The sequence below is a fragment of the Chryseobacterium wanjuense genome (assembly GCF_900111495.1).
GTDB lineage: Bacteria > Bacteroidota > Bacteroidia > Flavobacteriales > Weeksellaceae > Chryseobacterium > Chryseobacterium wanjuense.
In genome coordinates this window covers 528171-544561 of record NZ_FOIU01000002.1, presented here as the reverse complement: position 1 = coordinate 544561, position 16391 = coordinate 528171, and the positions used below count along the sequence as shown (strand labels likewise).

General features: G+C 36.4%; 18 protein-coding genes. 9 read left to right on the top strand and 9 right to left on the bottom strand.

The genetic code is table 11. From position 1 onward, the window contains the following. Window positions 1-129 precede the first annotated feature (129 nt). The 4 genes from BMX24_RS14200 (at window position 130) to BMX24_RS14185 (ending at window position 3384) form a co-directional block, all read left to right on the top strand. Window positions 130-1065, top strand: a complete 936-nt coding sequence (locus BMX24_RS14200; RefSeq protein WP_089793791.1) for a terpene synthase family protein — start codon at window positions 130-132, stop codon at window positions 1063-1065. A 130-nt stretch (window positions 1066-1195) separates the two neighbouring features. Beyond that, on the top strand, window positions 1196-1918 hold the full coding sequence (locus BMX24_RS14195) for a DNA alkylation repair protein (protein ID WP_089793789.1): 723 nt from the start codon (window positions 1196-1198) through the stop codon (window positions 1916-1918). After that, the gene (locus tag BMX24_RS14190) at window positions 1918-2247 is read left to right on the top strand and encodes a DUF6122 family protein (protein WP_089793787.1); all 330 of its coding nucleotides are present in this window, start codon (window positions 1918-1920) and stop codon (window positions 2245-2247) included. The genes BMX24_RS14195 and BMX24_RS14190 overlap by 1 nt, the downstream gene beginning before the upstream one ends. Before the next feature lie 66 nt (window positions 2248-2313). Next, window positions 2314-3384, top strand: a complete 1071-nt coding sequence (locus BMX24_RS14185; RefSeq protein WP_089793784.1) for a calcium:cation antiporter — start codon at window positions 2314-2316, stop codon at window positions 3382-3384. A gap of 45 nt (window positions 3385-3429) precedes the next feature. Here the strand turns inward: BMX24_RS14185 and BMX24_RS14180 are convergent, their stop codons facing one another. Continuing rightward, complete coding sequence (locus tag BMX24_RS14180) at window positions 3430-3810, bottom strand: group III truncated hemoglobin (RefSeq protein WP_089793781.1); 381 nt, start codon at window positions 3808-3810, stop codon at window positions 3430-3432. A 139-nt stretch (window positions 3811-3949) separates the two neighbouring features. Between BMX24_RS14180 and BMX24_RS14175 the strand changes: the two genes are divergently transcribed. The 4 genes from BMX24_RS14175 (at window position 3950) to BMX24_RS14160 (ending at window position 6298) form a co-directional block, all read left to right on the top strand. Continuing rightward, on the top strand, window positions 3950-4921 hold the full coding sequence (locus BMX24_RS14175; protein WP_089793779.1) for an ion channel: 972 nt from the start codon (window positions 3950-3952) through the stop codon (window positions 4919-4921). Further along, window positions 4922-5410, top strand: a complete 489-nt coding sequence (locus BMX24_RS14170) for a YkgJ family cysteine cluster protein (protein ID WP_089793777.1) — start codon at window positions 4922-4924, stop codon at window positions 5408-5410. Window positions 5411-5531: 121 nt separating this feature from the next. Further along, window positions 5532-5879 (top strand): hypothetical protein, encoded by a 348-nt coding sequence (locus BMX24_RS14165; RefSeq protein WP_089793775.1) that lies wholly within the window; start codon window positions 5532-5534, stop codon window positions 5877-5879. Window positions 5880-6064: 185 nt separating this feature from the next. Continuing rightward, window positions 6065-6298 (top strand): hypothetical protein, encoded by a 234-nt coding sequence (locus tag BMX24_RS14160; RefSeq protein WP_089793773.1) that lies wholly within the window; start codon window positions 6065-6067, stop codon window positions 6296-6298. A gap of 31 nt (window positions 6299-6329) precedes the next feature. Here the strand turns inward: BMX24_RS14160 and BMX24_RS14155 are convergent, their stop codons facing one another. From BMX24_RS14155 to BMX24_RS14140, 4 genes are all read right to left on the bottom strand, one after another. Beyond that, window positions 6330-6698, bottom strand: coding sequence for an iron chaperone (locus BMX24_RS14155; RefSeq protein WP_089793771.1), 369 nt, complete (start codon window positions 6696-6698; stop codon window positions 6330-6332). 323 nt (window positions 6699-7021) lie between these two features. Then, the gene (gdhA, locus tag BMX24_RS14150) at window positions 7022-8380 is read right to left on the bottom strand and encodes an NADP-specific glutamate dehydrogenase (RefSeq protein ID WP_089793769.1); all 1359 of its coding nucleotides are present in this window, start codon (window positions 8378-8380) and stop codon (window positions 7022-7024) included. Window positions 8381-8570: 190 nt separating this feature from the next. Continuing rightward, window positions 8571-9680 (bottom strand): DNA-processing protein DprA, encoded by a 1110-nt coding sequence (gene dprA / locus BMX24_RS14145; protein WP_089793767.1) that lies wholly within the window; start codon window positions 9678-9680, stop codon window positions 8571-8573. 226 nt (window positions 9681-9906) lie between these two features. Then, on the bottom strand, window positions 9907-10677 hold the full coding sequence (locus BMX24_RS14140; RefSeq protein ID WP_170835716.1) for a rhomboid family intramembrane serine protease: 771 nt from the start codon (window positions 10675-10677) through the stop codon (window positions 9907-9909). Between the two features lie 284 nt (window positions 10678-10961). On the opposite strand from BMX24_RS14140, the gene BMX24_RS14135 reads away from it, so the two are divergent. Then, entirely contained in the window at window positions 10962-11888 is a 927-nt protein-coding gene (locus BMX24_RS14135; protein ID WP_089794711.1) for a DUF3078 domain-containing protein, read from the top strand. Window positions 11889-12069: 181 nt separating this feature from the next. On the opposite strand, the gene sufD is transcribed toward BMX24_RS14135, so the two are convergent. The 4 genes from sufD to BMX24_RS14115 all read right to left on the bottom strand — a co-directional run bounded on the left by sufD (window position 12070) and on the right by BMX24_RS14115 (window position 16385). Then, window positions 12070-13377, bottom strand: coding sequence for a Fe-S cluster assembly protein SufD (gene sufD, locus BMX24_RS14130; RefSeq protein ID WP_170835732.1), 1308 nt, complete (start codon window positions 13375-13377; stop codon window positions 12070-12072). Between the two features lie 168 nt (window positions 13378-13545). Then, window positions 13546-14289, bottom strand: coding sequence for a Fe-S cluster assembly ATPase SufC (gene sufC / locus BMX24_RS14125; RefSeq protein ID WP_089793765.1), 744 nt, complete (start codon window positions 14287-14289; stop codon window positions 13546-13548). 252 nt (window positions 14290-14541) lie between these two features. Further along, window positions 14542-15990, bottom strand: coding sequence for a Fe-S cluster assembly protein SufB (sufB, locus tag BMX24_RS14120; protein WP_089793763.1), 1449 nt, complete (start codon window positions 15988-15990; stop codon window positions 14542-14544). A 65-nt stretch (window positions 15991-16055) separates the two neighbouring features. Beyond that, complete coding sequence (locus BMX24_RS14115) at window positions 16056-16385, bottom strand: HesB/IscA family protein (protein ID WP_089793761.1); 330 nt, start codon at window positions 16383-16385, stop codon at window positions 16056-16058. Window positions 16386-16391 lie beyond the last annotated feature (6 nt).

Genomic DNA, 16391 nt, shown 5'->3' with positions numbered 1-16391 from the left:
GATTTTTAGATTTAATTTAAAATAAAAATAATAAATAAGGGGATTGGTAATACATTTTATCAATCCTTTATTGTTTTCCACCATATTGGGATTTATTTTGTAATTTTAATACAACTAATATCACCAAATATGAAAACTCCCACATTCACCATTGAGTATCCTTTCGAGCTCAGACACAATCCTCATTTAGAATCTTTAGAAAAGCAAGTTTCCACTTGGATTGACGATTACAAATGTCTCCCGGAATCACTGAAAAAAAGATACCGGAAATCAAACTTCGGAAAATTTACCACCAGCTTTTTTCCTGCGGCGAATGCTGAACAATCAACGATTATCGGACGTTGGATTTTGGCTGCTTTTGCTTTTGATGATTTGTATGGTTCGAATTCTTTAGAAAATTTGAGACTTCAGTGTCAGAAAGTTATTGATATTCTTGAAGGAAAGGCCACAGAATTTGAAAATGAAATTTTTGAAGCTTTCGGAACCGTACGAAAAGAAATTTTATCTGCTGTCACAGAAAACTGGATGAAAAGATTTGTAGCCCATCATCAGTTTTGGTTTGAAGGAATGGAGGAGGAAACCATTTACAGTTACAATGATAAAGTTTCATATCCATCACTTGAAGAATATAAAATCATTAGAGAAAAAGTTTCCGGCGGAAGAACGCTTTGTGATTTTTTGGAGGTCATTTCGGGATTTATTATGCCTGATGAAATTTTTTCACATCCCGCAATTTTCAGGATTCGGCAGTTGGTTACACTTATGTTGTCTTGGTTTAATGATATTCATTCTGTTCCCTGGGAATTGGAAAGAGGTGAAGCAACAAACCTTGTTTTGGTCATTAAAAATGAAAATAGCTGTACCATGGAAGAAGCTTATGATAAAGCCATTGAAATCCATGACGATGATCTGGCAGAATTTATCAGAATTAAAGAAAATCTTCCCGACTTCGGACGATATAACGAACAGGTCAGAAAATATATTGATCACGCAGAACTCTTGTTGAAAGGGCAGGAAATCTGGTATTTCGGAGGGACTGAAAGATATACTTCAGCGGAGAAGTAGTTGGGGTTTATTATTTTAATTTGTATTATTGTGAAAAAAGGACAAACCTACGATGAGTAATATCTTAAAATTAAGAATGGAGCTCGTTTGTTTTTTGTGAAAACCATCTATCATAAAGATATGTTTAAAGATGTCAAATAATATAATTAAAGAAATCCAAGAAGCATTAGCCGTTTTATCGATTCCCGAAAAAGCCGCATTTTTTCCGAAATTTTTCAAGACCGGAAAAGGAGAGTATGGCGAAGGAGATTTATTCCTTGGAGTGAAAGTTCCGGATCAAAGGGCTGTTGCGAAAGAATATTATTCTAAAATTTCTTTGGATGAATTGAGTGAACTGCTTTCTTCAAAATACCATGAGCATCGGCTGACGGCATTGTTTATCTTGATTTTAAAATTTGAAAAAACAAAAGATAAAGCTGTAAGAGATGAGATTGTGGAGTTTTACTTAAATCATTTGCCGTATGTAAACAATTGGGATTTGGTAGATTCGAGCTGTTATAAAATTTTAGGACGGTATGCCTTTGAAAATAAGAAAGAAGACTTGCTGAAAGAACTTTCCGATTCCGAAGAAATGTGGCATAAAAGGATTGCGGTAGTCGGAACGATGCATTATGTGAAAAAGGGGTCATTTGATTTGACGAAAGAATTTGTTACTCAAAACCTGAAGCATACTCACGATCTGATGCATAAAGCAAACGGCTGGCTACTGAGAGAAATGGGACAGAAAAATGAAAAAGAACTGATCGACTATCTCAACAAATATTACAAAGAAATGCCGCGAACCTGCTTACGATACGCTATTGAAAAGCTGGATGAAGATTTGAGACAGGATTATTTAAAAGGCAGAATCTGATGGATTGTTTCTTTTGGAAGACCTGTGTGCATTATTTTCTGCACTTTATATTTCCGGTTTTTATTGCCTTAATTTTTTACCGAGAAAACTGGAAAAAGGTTTATCTTATTCTTTTGGCAACAATGCTTGTAGACCTCGATCATTTATTTGCAAATCCTATTTTTGATCCCAACAGAGGAAGTATTGGTTTCCATTTTTTACATTCTTATTATGCGATTGCGGTGTATTTTTTGATGCTCTTTTTTAAAGGAAATATCAGGATTATAGGTATCGGGCTTTTGTTTCATATGCTGACGGATTTTCAGGATTTTAATCTGTGGTGTCATTAAAATGTTATTAATATTTTCTTTTAATATTTCAAATTTCATAGATTTTTTGTATTTTGTAAAAACTTTATGAAATTAAAAGAACTCTTACATTACACGTATATTTTTCCATTCCTGACGGTTGGGTATTATTTTTCCGGACTGATGGGAACGGGTGTCGTATTTGATGTAATTGCAGGCATTCTATTGACAGGAAGTGTCTTATCGGCGGTTCATCATGCTGAAGTTGTTGCTCATAAAGTAGGCGAGCCTTTCGGAACGATCATCCTTGCGATTTGTATTACCATTATTGAAGTAGCTTTAATCATCTCACTGATGATTGCTGGTGGAGATCAGGCGATCACACTGGCCAGAGATACGATTTTTGCTGCGGTAATGCTTATTCTTAATGGGATCCTCGGAATTTGTATTCTTGTAGGCGGCGTGAAATATTATGAACAGTTTTTTGCCAGAACTTCGGCTACGACGTATTTGGTAAGTATTGTTTCTATTTTAATACTCACTTTAGTGCTTCCCAATTTTACTTCCAGCATCAACGGTCCTTTTTACAATGAAGCGCAACTGATCTTTGTCTCTATTGCATGTCTTGTAATTTATGGTATTTTTCTGATGGTTCAGACTGTGCGACACCGGAATTACTTCATCGTCCCGGATGAACATCCTGAAGAACATTATATTCCTTCTCGCAAAAAAACAGTGATCAGTTTTATATTTCTTGTGATATGTCTTACTATTGTTGTGATGATGGCAAAAGGTCTTTCTTCTACGATTGAGAGTATGGTGCAGAGCTTAGGCGCTCCAAAATCTTTGGTTGGGGTAATTATTGCGGCGGTTGTTTTACTTCCGGAGGGTGTTGCGGCGATCAGGGCAGCCCGGGCGAATCAGATTCAATCCAGTTTAAATCTTGCGTTGGGATCTGCATTGGCAAGTATCGGACTTACGATTCCCGCAGTTGCCGTAGTTTGTGTGGTGTATGATATTCCGTTGGTTTTAGGATTGGATAAAAAAGATATTATACTGCTTTCTTTATCGGTGTTTATCGTAATGCTTTCTTTAAGTAGAGGAAAAACCAATATCTTATACGGAACGGTTTTATTAGTAAACCTTGCCGCTTATATTTTCACCGTCATTGTTCCTTAAACCAACTCAGAATCCAAAACTCAAAACTCGAATCTCAAAAATCCGCTAAAGCTTTCTCGCCGATTCCATTTTAAAAGCCATCAGCTTGGCAATATTTTCAGATTTGTAGATGGCCATATCAGCATTTTCTCCAACAAAATTTTCTTCAACAGTCATTCTCCAAAGCTCCAGCCAGCGGTTAAAATGTTTTTGTTCCATGGCCTGCATTTCATTTACCGGAAAATGGACAGCCATAGGATTGCCTTTGTAAGACATCTGGCCAAAAAGAATGGTCTCCCAAAACGAATACATTTTAGGTAAATGTTTATCCCAATCGACTTTAGCAACATCATTAAAGAAAAACGAAATCGTTTCATCCTTAACGACTTTGGCGTAAAACGAATTCACAAGATGCTCAATATCTTCTCTCGATTCCAGCTTTTTCATGCTTCAAAGTTAAGGCAAAATCAATTTATACATTCAATCGTTACGTTGATAAATTTCATAAAAACAATATTTTATCTTTGCATGATATTTTACAACTGAAAAAAGTTTAAAATAAATAAACTAAACAACTGAAATAAAAATGGCAAGAGGATTCAGACAAAAAATTCGCCAGACAAATACGGAAAACAGTGGTTTTGGAGACAATGCCTCGGGAAGATTTATCAATAAAGACGGTCTTCCGAATGTCCATAGAAAAGGAGTGGATATTTTAAACAGATTCAGCTGGTATCATACGATGCTGGATTTATCTACATTCCAGTTTCTTTCGTATCTGGTGGTGGCGTATGTGATGGTGAATATTCTCTTTGCCTTAATTTATTATCTGATCGGCGTAGAACACTTGACCGGCATTGATAAAAGCGATCCGATGAATGAGTTTATCGATGTATTTTTCTTCAGTTCACAGACGTTTACCACGGTTGGGTACGGAAGAATTGCTCCGATAGGTTTTATGGCGAGCTTGGTGGCTACTTTTGAGGCTTTTTTGGGATTGCTTACCTTTGCCATTGCAACGGGACTTTTTTACGGAAGATTTTCGCGACCGAGAGCCTATCTGAAGTTTTCTGATATTGCCGTTATCGCACCTTTTAAAAATGCTTCGGCTTTAATGTTCAGATTAGCACCTTATAAAAATAATTCCCTTACAGATGCCGATGTTATTGTTTCAACGGCGATTGAAGTGATTGAGGAAAGTGTTCCGAAGAGTAAATTTTATACTTTAAAGACTCAATTAAGCAAGATTAATACATTGGCGCTGAACTGGACGGTTGTTCATAAAATAGATGAAGATTCGCCGTTCTATGGCTTTTCCGAAGAAGATTTCAAAAACACGGATATTGAAATTATTGTTCATGTACGTGCATTTGATGAAGTATTTTCGAATACCGTGGTGCAGAGAACTTCTTATGTGACCAAAGAAATCATCTACGGAGCAAAATTTGTCCCGATGTATTATCCGGATAAAGAAAACCTTTCTACGATTTTGGATCTGGGAAGAATTAATCATCATCAAAAAACAGATCTTCCCGTTTTTATGGAAGAGGATAAATAAATGGATCTAGAACTTTACAAAAAGCAGGCATTACAAAAACAAAAAGAACATAAAAAGTTTCTGGACGGATTAAAGAAAAAACCGCCCAAAAATCTCGATTATATTGTTCAGGAAACCCATGAAGAAGTGTTTGAGAAGGTCGATTGTCTCCAGTGTGCCAATTGCTGTAAAACGACAGGTCCGCTCTACACGGAAAAAGATATTGAGCGTATTTCCAAGCATCTCCGCATGAAGCAGGTGGATTTTGAAGCAAAATTTTTGCGGGTTGATGAAGATAACGATAAGGTTCTGCAAAATCTTCCATGTTTTTTTCTGAATGAAGATAACACCTGTTCCATCTACGAAGTGCGTCCCAAAGCCTGCAGAGAATATCCTCATACCGACAGGAAGAAGATCTACCAGATCAATAACCTGATGATAAAAAATACAGTGATTTGCCCTGCTGCATTTGAATTTGTAGAGAAAATTATGAAAAATTTAGGAAAATAAACTATAATCCAAAATCATCTTAAAAAATTATAAAGTACGTTAAATAAACATCTTTCACATACTATTACTTTCGAATAGGTCGTTCTACAAATATTAAACAACCATTTAAAATATTAGTATAATGAAAAAATTAGTTTTAACAGCAGCGTTTACATTAGTCGGCGTAATCGCAGTATCGGCACAGACCGGAACACCAGAAAATTCAACACAAAATTCTAATAACCAGACGACTACTCAAACTCAACAAAACACACAGGCAACTTCAAACTGGGGTACAACTTCAGGAACAGCTGCCCAGAATCAGAATACAACTGCAACAACTGCAACAACAGCAACTGTAGACACTACTCCGGCAACCGCTGCCACTGACGCAACAGCAAGTGTAAGTGCAGAAGCAGCCGTAGATGCAACAAAACCTGCAGAAGCGACTAAAGAAGAAAAGAAGTCTAAAAAGAAAAAGTCTAAGTAAGTATTAATCAATCAAAGTAGAAATGGGATATCCTGGAACATTATGTTTCAGGATTTTTCTAATAATAGATTTATAATGTAATTTATCTTAAATAATTATAAATCTAGTTAAAAATATTAATCAAAATAACGATTAGTACGAAAATTGCATTTAACATAATACCAAATCATTAAAATATTAGTATTATGAAAAAATTCATTTTAGCGACAGCTTTTGCGTTCGTAGGAACAATTGCTGTTTCGGCGCAGGTAACGCCACAAAAGACAGACACTGTGAGACCTGATACTACCAGAACTCATCGAGACATGAAGAAAGATGACAAAAATTGGGACAAATCCAAGTCCGACACCACCAAATGGAAAAATAAAGACACCGTAGAAGGCGACAAAAAAATGAAGAGAAAAGAGAAAACGAATTAATGAAGTTAGATAAGTCCTGGAACACAATGTTTCAGGATTTTTTATTTTCAATTTCTTCCATTCTGAATTTGACCATTTTTGTGATTAAATCTACCGGAACCTCATCATTAACCGGAAACTGCACCGCTCCTTTTGAAAATTTGTACTTCCTTTCTTTAAAATCTGTTTCAAATCTTCTAATACCTTCCGCACCGGGATAAAACCCGATATGTTTTTTATAACCCGCAAAATATACCAATGGTTTCTTTTTGTATTTAAAAGCAGGCATTTGATAGCCAATGTATTCTTCAATCTCGGGATTTTGAGTATGAATAACTTTTCTTATCTCCTGCAATTTTTCCTGAACTTCTTCGGGAAAAAGAAGAATGTAGTCATCGATATTTTCAAACGTGTTTTTCATATTTTAAAATTAATGATTTTAGATTTTCAGCATTATATTTATTTAAAGAATTATAAAATAGTAGTTGAAATTCTTTAGAAATGACAAATAATTCTTAATTAAAAAATAACTGTTATTAGCTGAACGAAACACCCTCGCGACTGAAAATACACAGCATATTTTTTTTTTAAATCCTTACGACTATTGCGCGTTAAAATAGAGCACTAAAAAAAGCGCTGAATATATCAACGCTTTCTCCTTTCACTTTTTACTTTTTTCCCATTTATACTCCCGGGAACAGGCTATATCAAAAAAGGTCGGGAATTCTCCCAACCTTTATATTTTTATACTACTCCCTGAGCCAGCATTGCTTCTGCAACTTTCACGAAGCCGGCGATATTTGCGCCTTTTACGTAGTTTACATAGCCGTCTTCCTCTTTACCGTAGTCTCTGCAAGCTTTGTGGATTCCGATCATGATCTCTTTCAGTCTTGCATCTACTTCTTCAGATGTCCAGTTTAGACGGATTGAGTTTTGCGTCATTTCAAGACCTGAAGTTGCTACTCCACCGGCGTTAGAAGCCTTACCTGGAGAGAATAATACTTTATTGTCTAGGAAATAGTTGATCGCATCCAATGTAGAAGGCATATTCGCAGCCTCAGTTACACAGATACATCCGTTTTCCACTAATTTTTTAGCATCTTCAAGATCCAATTCGTTTTGTGTTGCAGATGGCATTGCCACATCACACTTCACTTCCCAAGGACGTTTTCCAGCATGGAATTCTGCAGACGGATATTTCTTGGCATAATCTTCCGCTCTGTTGTTTCCGGAAGCTCTTAATTCTAATAAATAATCAATTTTTTCTCCGTCGATTCCGTCTTTATCGTAAACATATCCGTCCGGTCCGGAAATCGTAACTACTTTTCCGCCTAGTTCAGATACTTTTTTGATAACTCCCCAAGCTACGTTTCCGAAACCTGAAACCGTTACCGTTTTATCTTTGAAAGTTTGTCCGATAGTTTTAAGCATCTGCTCAGCGAAGTAAACAACACCGTATCCTGTCGCTTCAGGACGGATTAATGAACCTCCGTAAGCAAGACCTTTTCCTGTAAGAACTCCTGTAAATTCGTTTCTGATTTTCTTGTATTGTCCGAACAAATATCCGATTTCTCTTGCTCCAACACCGATATCTCCGGCAGGAACGTCTGTTTCAGGACCTACATGCTTGCACAATTCTGTCATGAAAGCCTGGCAAAAACGCATTACTTCCATATCAGATTTTCCTTGCGGATCGAAGTCTGAACCTCCTTTACCACCTCCCATCGGAAGAGTAGTTAATGAGTTTTTGAAAACCTGCTCGAATGCTAAGAATTTTAGAACCGAAAGGTTTACCGTAGGGTGAAAACGGATTCCGCCTTTGTATGGCCCGATCGCAGAGTTCATCTGGATTCTGAAACCTCTGTTTACCTGGATTTCCCCTTTATCGTCAACCCATGGAACTCTGAAGATGATGATTCTTTCAGCCTCAGCCATTCTTTCAAGAAGTTTCATTCCCGTGTATTCCTTTTTCGTCATAATAAACGGAATTACTGTAACAGCAACTTCTTTTACGGCTTGTAAAAATTCTGGCTCATTAGGGTTTTTGGCCTCAATTTTTGCTATAAACTCTTGGATTTTCTGGTCAATATTATATTGTTCCATATATTAGGGTTGAATATTATTGCCAACAAATTTAATTTTTTTTTCAAGATTCACAACACCTTAAAGAATGATTGTTGAAAATTTAATAATATAATGACTTAATATTGTTGAATTAATAATTTTGACTTAAATTTTGTTAATAATTAAATGTTATCTCTAAAACAATGAAATATTAAGAAATCGTTAATTCTCAAATTGTCACAAATTGTCTCCCCGAAAATGATTTTACTTTCCCTAAAAGCTCCAATTCTAAAATTATGGGTAAAATTTTGTGTGACGAAAGGTCAATTTTTTCGGCAAGATCGTCCAGGGAAATCTGTGGATTATTAAAAATTGTTTTAAATATTAATTCCTGACTTTCAGTTAATTGTATGCTAATTTCACTACTCGGAAATAATTCTTCCGTTTTCACCTTTGCTTTATTAAAACCTAAAGAATCGATCAGATCTTTCATAGTCGAAATGGGGCTGGCTTTGTGCTGAAAAATCAAATGATTGCAACCTTGGCTCTGCTTATCGGTAATTTTTCCCGGAAGCGCAAAAACTTCCCGGTTATAGGTATTCGCGAATGTCGCGGTGCTTATTGAGCCGCCTCCAAAGGCTGTTTCTACCACAATTGTAGAAGGTGAAATTCCTGCCACAACTCTGTTTCTCTGAATAAAATTCTCGCGGTCAGGCTTTCTGGAAGAATTAAATTCAGTAAATAAAGTTCCGCCTTCTTCAAGAATTTTCTCAGATAATTTTTTATTCTTTGCGGGATATAAAAGATGAAATCCGTGAGCCAAAACAGCAGTCGTAGGAATTTGATAATGAATGGATTGTTCATGAACTTCTTTGTCTACTCCCAATGCCAAACCACTTACTGAAACATACTGACAGGATTTTGTCTCTTCAAAAAAATCATGAATAAACTGTTTTCCATATGAAGTCATATTTCGGGTTCCGACGATGCTTATTTTAGGTTTGGAATCATCGAAATTACCTTTTTGATATAAAATCGCAGGGGCATCATCGCATTCGTTCAAAAGTTTGGGAAGCTCGTTAAGATGGCGAAGATTGATTCTGATATTATTGGCTTCACAAAATTTGAGTTCTTTCTCTGCAAATTTTAAATGTTCGGGGTTTCCAATGTCAGACACGATTTTTTTACCGATACCGTCTAGGTTTTTATATTCTTTCGGAGTTTTTTCCCAGGCATTTTTTGCGCTTCCGAAAATTCGGACAAGTTTATAGAAATTGATATCACCGATCAGGTTACACTCTCGCAGGGCGATGGCATAAAGATGTTCTTCAGAATACATTTGTGTTGTTTTGGCAAATGTAAAGAATTTTTGAAATTAATTTTAATTTTGACGGGATGAGTATTAAAATCATGTAAGAATTTATAGATGCTTCGACTGTTTCGCGCTCAGCATGACATCTCTAATACTAACCGTCGTTTATGAAAATAAATTTGTAGCAATGTCATGCTGAGCGCGAAACAGTCGAAGCATTTTTAATTTATAAATTATTAAATTTTTAAAAAAACTATCTCTTTCTCAATTCATCAAGATGTTCCCAGATGTCATCTCTTTTCTTATAAGGTAATTCCATGAAATCTTCCGGGTGATTTTCCTTGTATTCCTGCCAAAGTTTGTCATCTTTTTCGCTGTAATAATTCGGAAATTCCCAGATATATCTTTTTCTTTTTTCGCCTACTTTTTTAAACATAAATGCAAGAATAATTCCTACAACGGCACCCGCAAGATGCGCCTGCCAAGAGATTTTGCTGGGTTCCTGAAGCTCGGAAAACAGCTCTTCCGGGAGCATTCCCCAAACCAGACTTCCGTAATATAAAACGACAAGCAGGGAAATGGTTAAAAGGGTCATATTCCATTTAAAAACTCCGCTGAAAAACAGGAAGAACGCAAGTACATAAACCACTCCGCTGGCTCCGATCGTACAAGTATAAAGATATTCTCCGGTCATGATATCAATCGGAGGGAGGAGCCAGACCAATAAGCCTGTAAAAATCCATCCGAAAATGAAAACCTTATTGGCAACCAAAGGATAAAATTGATACAGCAAAAACATCAAAACCCCAATAGGGATAGAGTTTCCTACAATATGATCCAAATTTCCATGTAAAAGGGGAGAAGTGATCACTCCCAACAGGCCTTCCGGCAATAGGGGGATGATCGCCCCGAAGCAACTTTCAAAAAAGCCGTGCAACTGTAAGAAATAGCCAAACCACATGGCTGCAAGCATCAGCAAAGGGTATATAATAGCTCTTTTGGAAATTACGTTATTTTTCAACATGAAGTTTGTACGTCAAATGGAAAGCCAATGATAAATTTCGGAAAAATTGGCGATCAATTGTATGGTTTCAATTTTATTTGAGACAAAAAGTAATGATTTTCATCAGCTTTTTATTTTTAACATCAAATTTTGGCATTGAAATGTTGAAAGTGGCTTGGTTTTAGTAGGTTATAGCCTCAAAAATATTTGTTGAAGAATATTCATAGCAAGTAAGGTCTTGCATTAACAAAAAATTATATTTAATAATTTTGTATAGAATTTTGTAAATGAAAAATCTTGGAATAATGAAGAAGTTTTTATTAATTCTTTCCATTTCTATTGGAGTTTTTGCTTTCGCGCAAGAAGAAATTAAAAAAGATTCTGTTGTTGTAGACACAGTAAAACACTGGTCGGTTTTAGGAAAACAATCTTTAATGATCAATCAGGCAGCCTTCTCAAACTGGGTAGGAGGGGGAGCCAACAATGTAGGCTGGCTTGCCGGAGTAGATTACAATATAACCTATGAAAAAGATAAAGATCTGTGGGAAAATATTATCCTTTTAAATTACGGACAAAATGATACGAAAGGTCTTGGAGTAAGAAAAACCCAGGATGTCATTAATGTTTCTACCAATTACGGCAGAAAGGTTTCAAAAAGCTGGTATATGTCTGTAGGCGCCGGTTTTCAATCGCAGTTTATGGCAGGTTACGAAGACGGAAACAATCCTGCGGCGAAAAAGATCTCCAATTTCATGGCGCCGGGTTATCTGAACGTCGGGATGGGGATCACTTACAGGCCGAATGACAACATCAATGTCACCCTGAGACCCACCAACGCCAGATGGACTTTTGTGCTTGATAAAGACCTGCAAACGGCCGGAACTTACGGCTTGAGAGCGGACGGCGATTCTTCTTTGCTTCAGTTCGGTTTCCTGGGAACAGCTTATTATAAAGTAAAATTAATGGAAAATGTTTCTGTGACGAACACGGCTTCGGTTTTTTCTAATTATTTGGATCATCCCGAAAGACTGGTTTTGGCGTATGGAATGGTGCTTAATTTAAAGGTGAATAAATTCATTTCTTCCAATATTACGGTTGATGTTTTGTACGATCACAATCAAATCCAAAAAACACAGCTGAAACAAACACTGGGAGTGGGTCTTGCCTATACGCTGAATAATGGAGTGAAACGATCTGATAGGAAAGACAGCCAGTGGTGGATTAAAAAATAATGACAATATTTTCTGTTGGGCCGCTATCACTTGCTGAGTAAAACGTCATTGCGAACAAAAAATATGCTCAATCATTTCAAAAAACCTTCGCGATCTTTAGCGTTAAAAAAAATCAAAAAGATTACGAAAAAAACAAAAGCACCCCAATCGGAGTGCTTTTTTATTTATCAATTATATATTGTTAAAACTCTATATCAACTTCCAGTTTCTCAGCCAAAAGCTTTGAAATTTTTTCTTTTAAAGGCTCAATATCAATATTCTGCATCGCATCGTTGGCAAATGCATACAACAATAAAGCCTGTGCTTCTTTTTTAGAAATACCTCTTGCTCTCAGATAGAACATCGCGTCTTCATTCAGCTGACCTACCGTACAACCGTGAGAACACTTCACATCGTCTGCGAAAATCTCCAATTGCGGTTTTGTGTCAATCGTTGCTCCTTCGCTTAATAAAACATTGTTATTCTGTTGATAAGCATTGGTTTTCTGGGCAATTTTATTTACAAAAACTTTCCCGTTGAAAACCCCGTGAGATTTTCCATCGAAAATACCTTTGTAGTTTTGATAACTTTCACAGTTCGGCTGATTGTGGTGAACCGCCGTGTGGTGGTCTACCAACTGATCTTTTCCGATGATCGTGATCCCGTTCATGAATGAATTGATATTCGATCCGTTATGAATAAAATCAAGATTGTTTCTTACCAGTTTACCTCCGAAAGAGAACGTATTCACAGTCGTTAAGCTGTCTTTTTCCTGTTTTGCGAAAGTATTGTCGATAAGATATGAAGTGTCGTTATCATTCTGAAGCTTGTGCCAGTCTGCTTTTGCATTAGGATGGGTGAAAATTTCTGTCACAGAATTGGTCAATACATAAGTACTGTCAAAATTATGGTGACTTTCGATGATTTCCACTTTTGCTCCTTCTTCTACGATTAATAAATTTCTTGTGTTGTAGAATGTGTTTTCTTCCTGATTCTGAGAAATGTAGAAAATATGGATTGGTTTTTCAATCACTACATTTTTAGGAACTTTCAAAAAGAAACCATACTTGCAGTAAGCCTGATTTAAGTTCGTAAAAGCAGATTTATCTGAAGCAATTGTATTAAAATACTGATCAAAAACATCTCTGTGCTTTTCGTCATTCAATGCATAATTAAATGAAAGAAACTCAACATTTTCAATCGAAACATTTGATAATTCTTTATGAAGCTTACCGTTTACGAAAGTGATCCAGTCAAAATTTTCTTCACCAAGATGAAGCTCATCCAGTTGTTCCTTTGTGATATTGTGACTTTCTTTCGGGAAAAAGTTGTACCCTTTTTCAGTAATCTCCTTTAGGTTGGTATATTTATATTCTTCGTCTTTTTTTGTCGGAAAACCAAGATTTTCAAACCTTTGAAGAGCAGCCTTTCTATCATCATCCAGAAATCTGTGACGAAGACTCTCCAAAAATTCACCGTGATTTTCTGTAATTTGTTCTTTTAATGCCATTACTGGTATATCTGTGGTTTGCACCATTTTTTCTTTTTTTTGAGCTAAAATATTGTCATTCCGAGGAACGAGAAATCTAATTTTTACTATTAGAGATTCTTCACTTTGCGATGCTTCATTCAGAATGACAACGAAATTTTTTTAATCTCTGAAATAATCTTTTTCTTCTTAGTTAAGAAGCCAGTCGTACCCTTTTTCTTCCAGTTCCAAAGCAAGAGATTTGTCTCCGGTTTTGATGATTTTTCCGTTCGCTAAAACGTGAACGAAGTCAGGTTGAATATAATTAAGCAATCTTTGATAGTGGGTAATCAAAAGCACTGCATTTCCTTCATTTTTAAATGCATTTACTCCATCTGCAACGATTCTCAATGCATCGATATCTAATCCTGAATCGGTTTCATCAAGAATAGCCAGTTTCGGATTAAGCATCATCATCTGGAAGATCTCGTTTCTTTTCTTTTCACCTCCCGAAAAACCTTCGTTCAATGATCTTGAAAGGAAATCTTTTTTAATGCCTAATTTTTCAGATTTGTCACGAATCATCGCAAGCATTTCCTTTGCGGGCATTTCTCCCAATCCGTTTGCTTTTCTGTTTTCATTCATCGCAGCTTTGATGAAATTCGTTACAGAAACCCCCGGAATCTCTACCGGATACTGGAAAGAAAGGAAAATTCCTTTGTGAGCCCTTTCTTCGGGAGCATCTTCGATGATGTTTTCACCATCGAAAATAATTTCTCCGTCTGTAACTTCGTAATCTTCTTTTCCTGCGATTACAGAAGAAAGAGTAGATTTACCGGCTCCGTTCGGTCCCATGATCGCGTGAACTTCACCCGGTTTTATTTCAAGATTGATACCTTTTAAAATTTCTGCGCCGTCTTCAATTTGGGCGTGCAAGTTTTTTATCTCTAACATATTTTCAAATTTATCGCAAGGTCAAACTTTGAGTATATCCTTTGTAACACTAAACTACAATTAACAAAGGCATCAACGCTGGCGAATGAAATATTATTTTTTATTTTTAAACATTAAAATCTGATCTATCTTAATGTACTTTTTTCTTTCTGTTGTCATTTCGACGAAGGAGAAATCTGTTTTTTATATTTAGATTCTTCACTCCGCTTTGCTTCATTCAGAATGGCAAAACTGGTCAGACTGAGCGAAGTCTTATCCTACAGAACCTTCCAAAGAAATCTCCAACAATTTCTGAGCTTCAATAGCAAATTCCATCGGTAATTTATTCAAAACCTCTTTGCTGAAACCATTTACGATCAAAGCGATTGCTCTTTCTGTATCGATACCTCTCTGGTTGCAGTAGAAAATCTGGTCTTCCCCGATTTTTGAAGTCGTTGCTTCGTGCTCCAGTTGTGCAGAAGGATCTTTGATTTCGATGTAAGGGAAAGTATGTGCTCCACATTCATTACCCATCAGTAAAGAGTCGCACTGAGAGAAGTTTCTCGCACCTTTTGCTGTCGGCATTACTTTTACCAAACCTCTGTACGAATTCTGAGATTTTCCTGCAGAAATACCTTTAGAAATAATCGTTGATTTCGTATTTTTCCCGATATGGATCATTTTTGTTCCTGTATCAGCATATTGGTGATTATTGGTCACGGCGATAGAGTAAAACTCACCGATTGAATTGTCACCTTTTAAGATACAAGACGGATACTTCCAAGTTACGGCAGAACCTGTTTCTACCTGAGTCCAGGAGATTTTTGCATTTCTTTCGCAAAGTCCTCTTTTCGTTACGAAATTGAAAACTCCACCTTTTCCTTCTTCATTTCCGGGATACCAGTTCTGAACGGTTGAATATTTAATTTCAGCATTATCTAAAGCGATAAGCTCAACAACCGCCGCGTGAAGCTGGTTTTCGTCTCTCGATGGCGCTGTACAACCTTCAAGATAAGAAACATAACTTCCCTCATCTGCAATTACAAGCGTTCTTTCAAACTGACCTGTTCCTGCTTGATTGATACGGAAATATGTTGATAATTCCATCGGGCATCTTACCCCTTTCGGAATATAGCAGAAACTTCCGTCAGAAAATACTGCGGAATTCAATGCTGCATAGAAGTTATCTCCTCTCGGAACTACTTTTCCAAGATATTTTCTCACCAAGTCAGGGTGATTTTTAATAGCCTCAGAAATAGAGCAGAAAATAATTCCTTTTTCCATTAAAGTATCCTGAAAAGTTGTCTTTACAGAAACCGAGTCTATTACGATATCTACAGCCACTCCGGAAAGTCTTTTTTGCTCCTCGATATTGATCCCTAATTTTGCAAAAGTTGCCAATAATTCAGGATCTACTTCGTCTAAGCTTTCTAATTCCGGCTTAGCTTTCGGTGCTGCGTAATATTTAATTGCCTGGAAATCCGGTTTTTCATACTTGATGTTTGCCCAAGTAGGCTCCACCATTTTCAACCAGATTCTGAAAGATTCCAAACGCCATTCTGTCATCCATTCAGGTTCCTCTTTTTTAGCGGAAATTGCTCGGACGATATCTTCATTTAAACCAGTCGGGAAATCTTCATAGTCGATTTTCGTTTCCCAGCCGAATTCATATTTTTTATTTTCTAGATCGACTCTTAGATCGTCTTCAGTATATTTACTCATTTTATTAGATTTTAGATGTTAGCTTCAGATGTCAGTGTTATTTAACTTCTGGGCCTAACTTCTAATTATAAAGAAAAACTCTCACCACACCCACATGTTCTGGATGCGTTAGGATTGTTGAAAACAAATCCTTTTCCGTTTAAACCTCCTGAAAATTCAAGAGTAGTTCCTGCCAAATAGAGGATTGATTTTTTATCTACAATAATTTTGATGTTATTGTCTTCAAAAATTTGATCAGTGTCTGTTTTTTCGTTGTCAAATCTCAAAACATATTCTAAACCTGAGCATCCTCCGCTTTTCACCCCCACTCTTATATAATCTTCAGCAGGGTTGAAGCCTTCCTCTGTCATCAGTTGGATGGCTTTTGCCTTTGCTTGATCTGATACTTTTATCATTGTATT

Excerpts from the sequence above, each read along its gene's own strand:
- BMX24_RS14200 (WP_089793791.1), top strand. The coding sequence starts at position 130 with ATGAAAACTCCCACATTCACCATTGAGTATCCTTTCGAGCTCAGACAC.
- BMX24_RS14195 (WP_089793789.1), top strand. The coding sequence starts at position 1,196 with ATGTCAAATAATATAATTAAAGAAATCCAAGAAGCATTAGCCGTTTTA.
- BMX24_RS14190 (WP_089793787.1), top strand. The coding sequence starts at position 1,918 with ATGGATTGTTTCTTTTGGAAGACCTGTGTGCATTATTTTCTGCACTTT.
- BMX24_RS14185 (WP_089793784.1), top strand. The coding sequence starts at position 2,314 with ATGAAATTAAAAGAACTCTTACATTACACGTATATTTTTCCATTCCTG.
- BMX24_RS14180 (WP_089793781.1), bottom strand. The coding sequence starts at position 3,810 with ATGAAAAAGCTGGAATCGAGAGAAGATATTGAGCATCTTGTGAATTCG.
- BMX24_RS14175 (WP_089793779.1), top strand. The coding sequence starts at position 3,950 with ATGGCAAGAGGATTCAGACAAAAAATTCGCCAGACAAATACGGAAAAC.
- BMX24_RS14170 (WP_089793777.1), top strand. The coding sequence starts at position 4,922 with ATGGATCTAGAACTTTACAAAAAGCAGGCATTACAAAAACAAAAAGAA.
- BMX24_RS14165 (WP_089793775.1), top strand. The coding sequence starts at position 5,532 with ATGAAAAAATTAGTTTTAACAGCAGCGTTTACATTAGTCGGCGTAATC.
- BMX24_RS14160 (WP_089793773.1), top strand. The coding sequence starts at position 6,065 with ATGAAAAAATTCATTTTAGCGACAGCTTTTGCGTTCGTAGGAACAATT.
- BMX24_RS14155 (WP_089793771.1), bottom strand. The coding sequence starts at position 6,698 with ATGAAAAACACGTTTGAAAATATCGATGACTACATTCTTCTTTTTCCC.
- gdhA (WP_089793769.1), bottom strand. The coding sequence starts at position 8,380 with ATGGAACAATATAATATTGACCAGAAAATCCAAGAGTTTATAGCAAAA.
- dprA (WP_089793767.1), bottom strand. The coding sequence starts at position 9,680 with ATGTATTCTGAAGAACATCTTTATGCCATCGCCCTGCGAGAGTGTAAC.
- BMX24_RS14140 (WP_170835716.1), bottom strand. The coding sequence starts at position 10,677 with ATGTTGAAAAATAACGTAATTTCCAAAAGAGCTATTATATACCCTTTG.
- BMX24_RS14135 (WP_089794711.1), top strand. The coding sequence starts at position 10,962 with ATGAAGAAGTTTTTATTAATTCTTTCCATTTCTATTGGAGTTTTTGCT.
- sufD (WP_170835732.1), bottom strand. The coding sequence starts at position 13,377 with ATGGCATTAAAAGAACAAATTACAGAAAATCACGGTGAATTTTTGGAG.
- sufC (WP_089793765.1), bottom strand. The coding sequence starts at position 14,289 with ATGTTAGAGATAAAAAACTTGCACGCCCAAATTGAAGACGGCGCAGAA.
- sufB (WP_089793763.1), bottom strand. The coding sequence starts at position 15,990 with ATGAGTAAATATACTGAAGACGATCTAAGAGTCGATCTAGAAAATAAA.
- BMX24_RS14115 (WP_089793761.1), bottom strand. The coding sequence starts at position 16,385 with ATGATAAAAGTATCAGATCAAGCAAAGGCAAAAGCCATCCAACTGATG.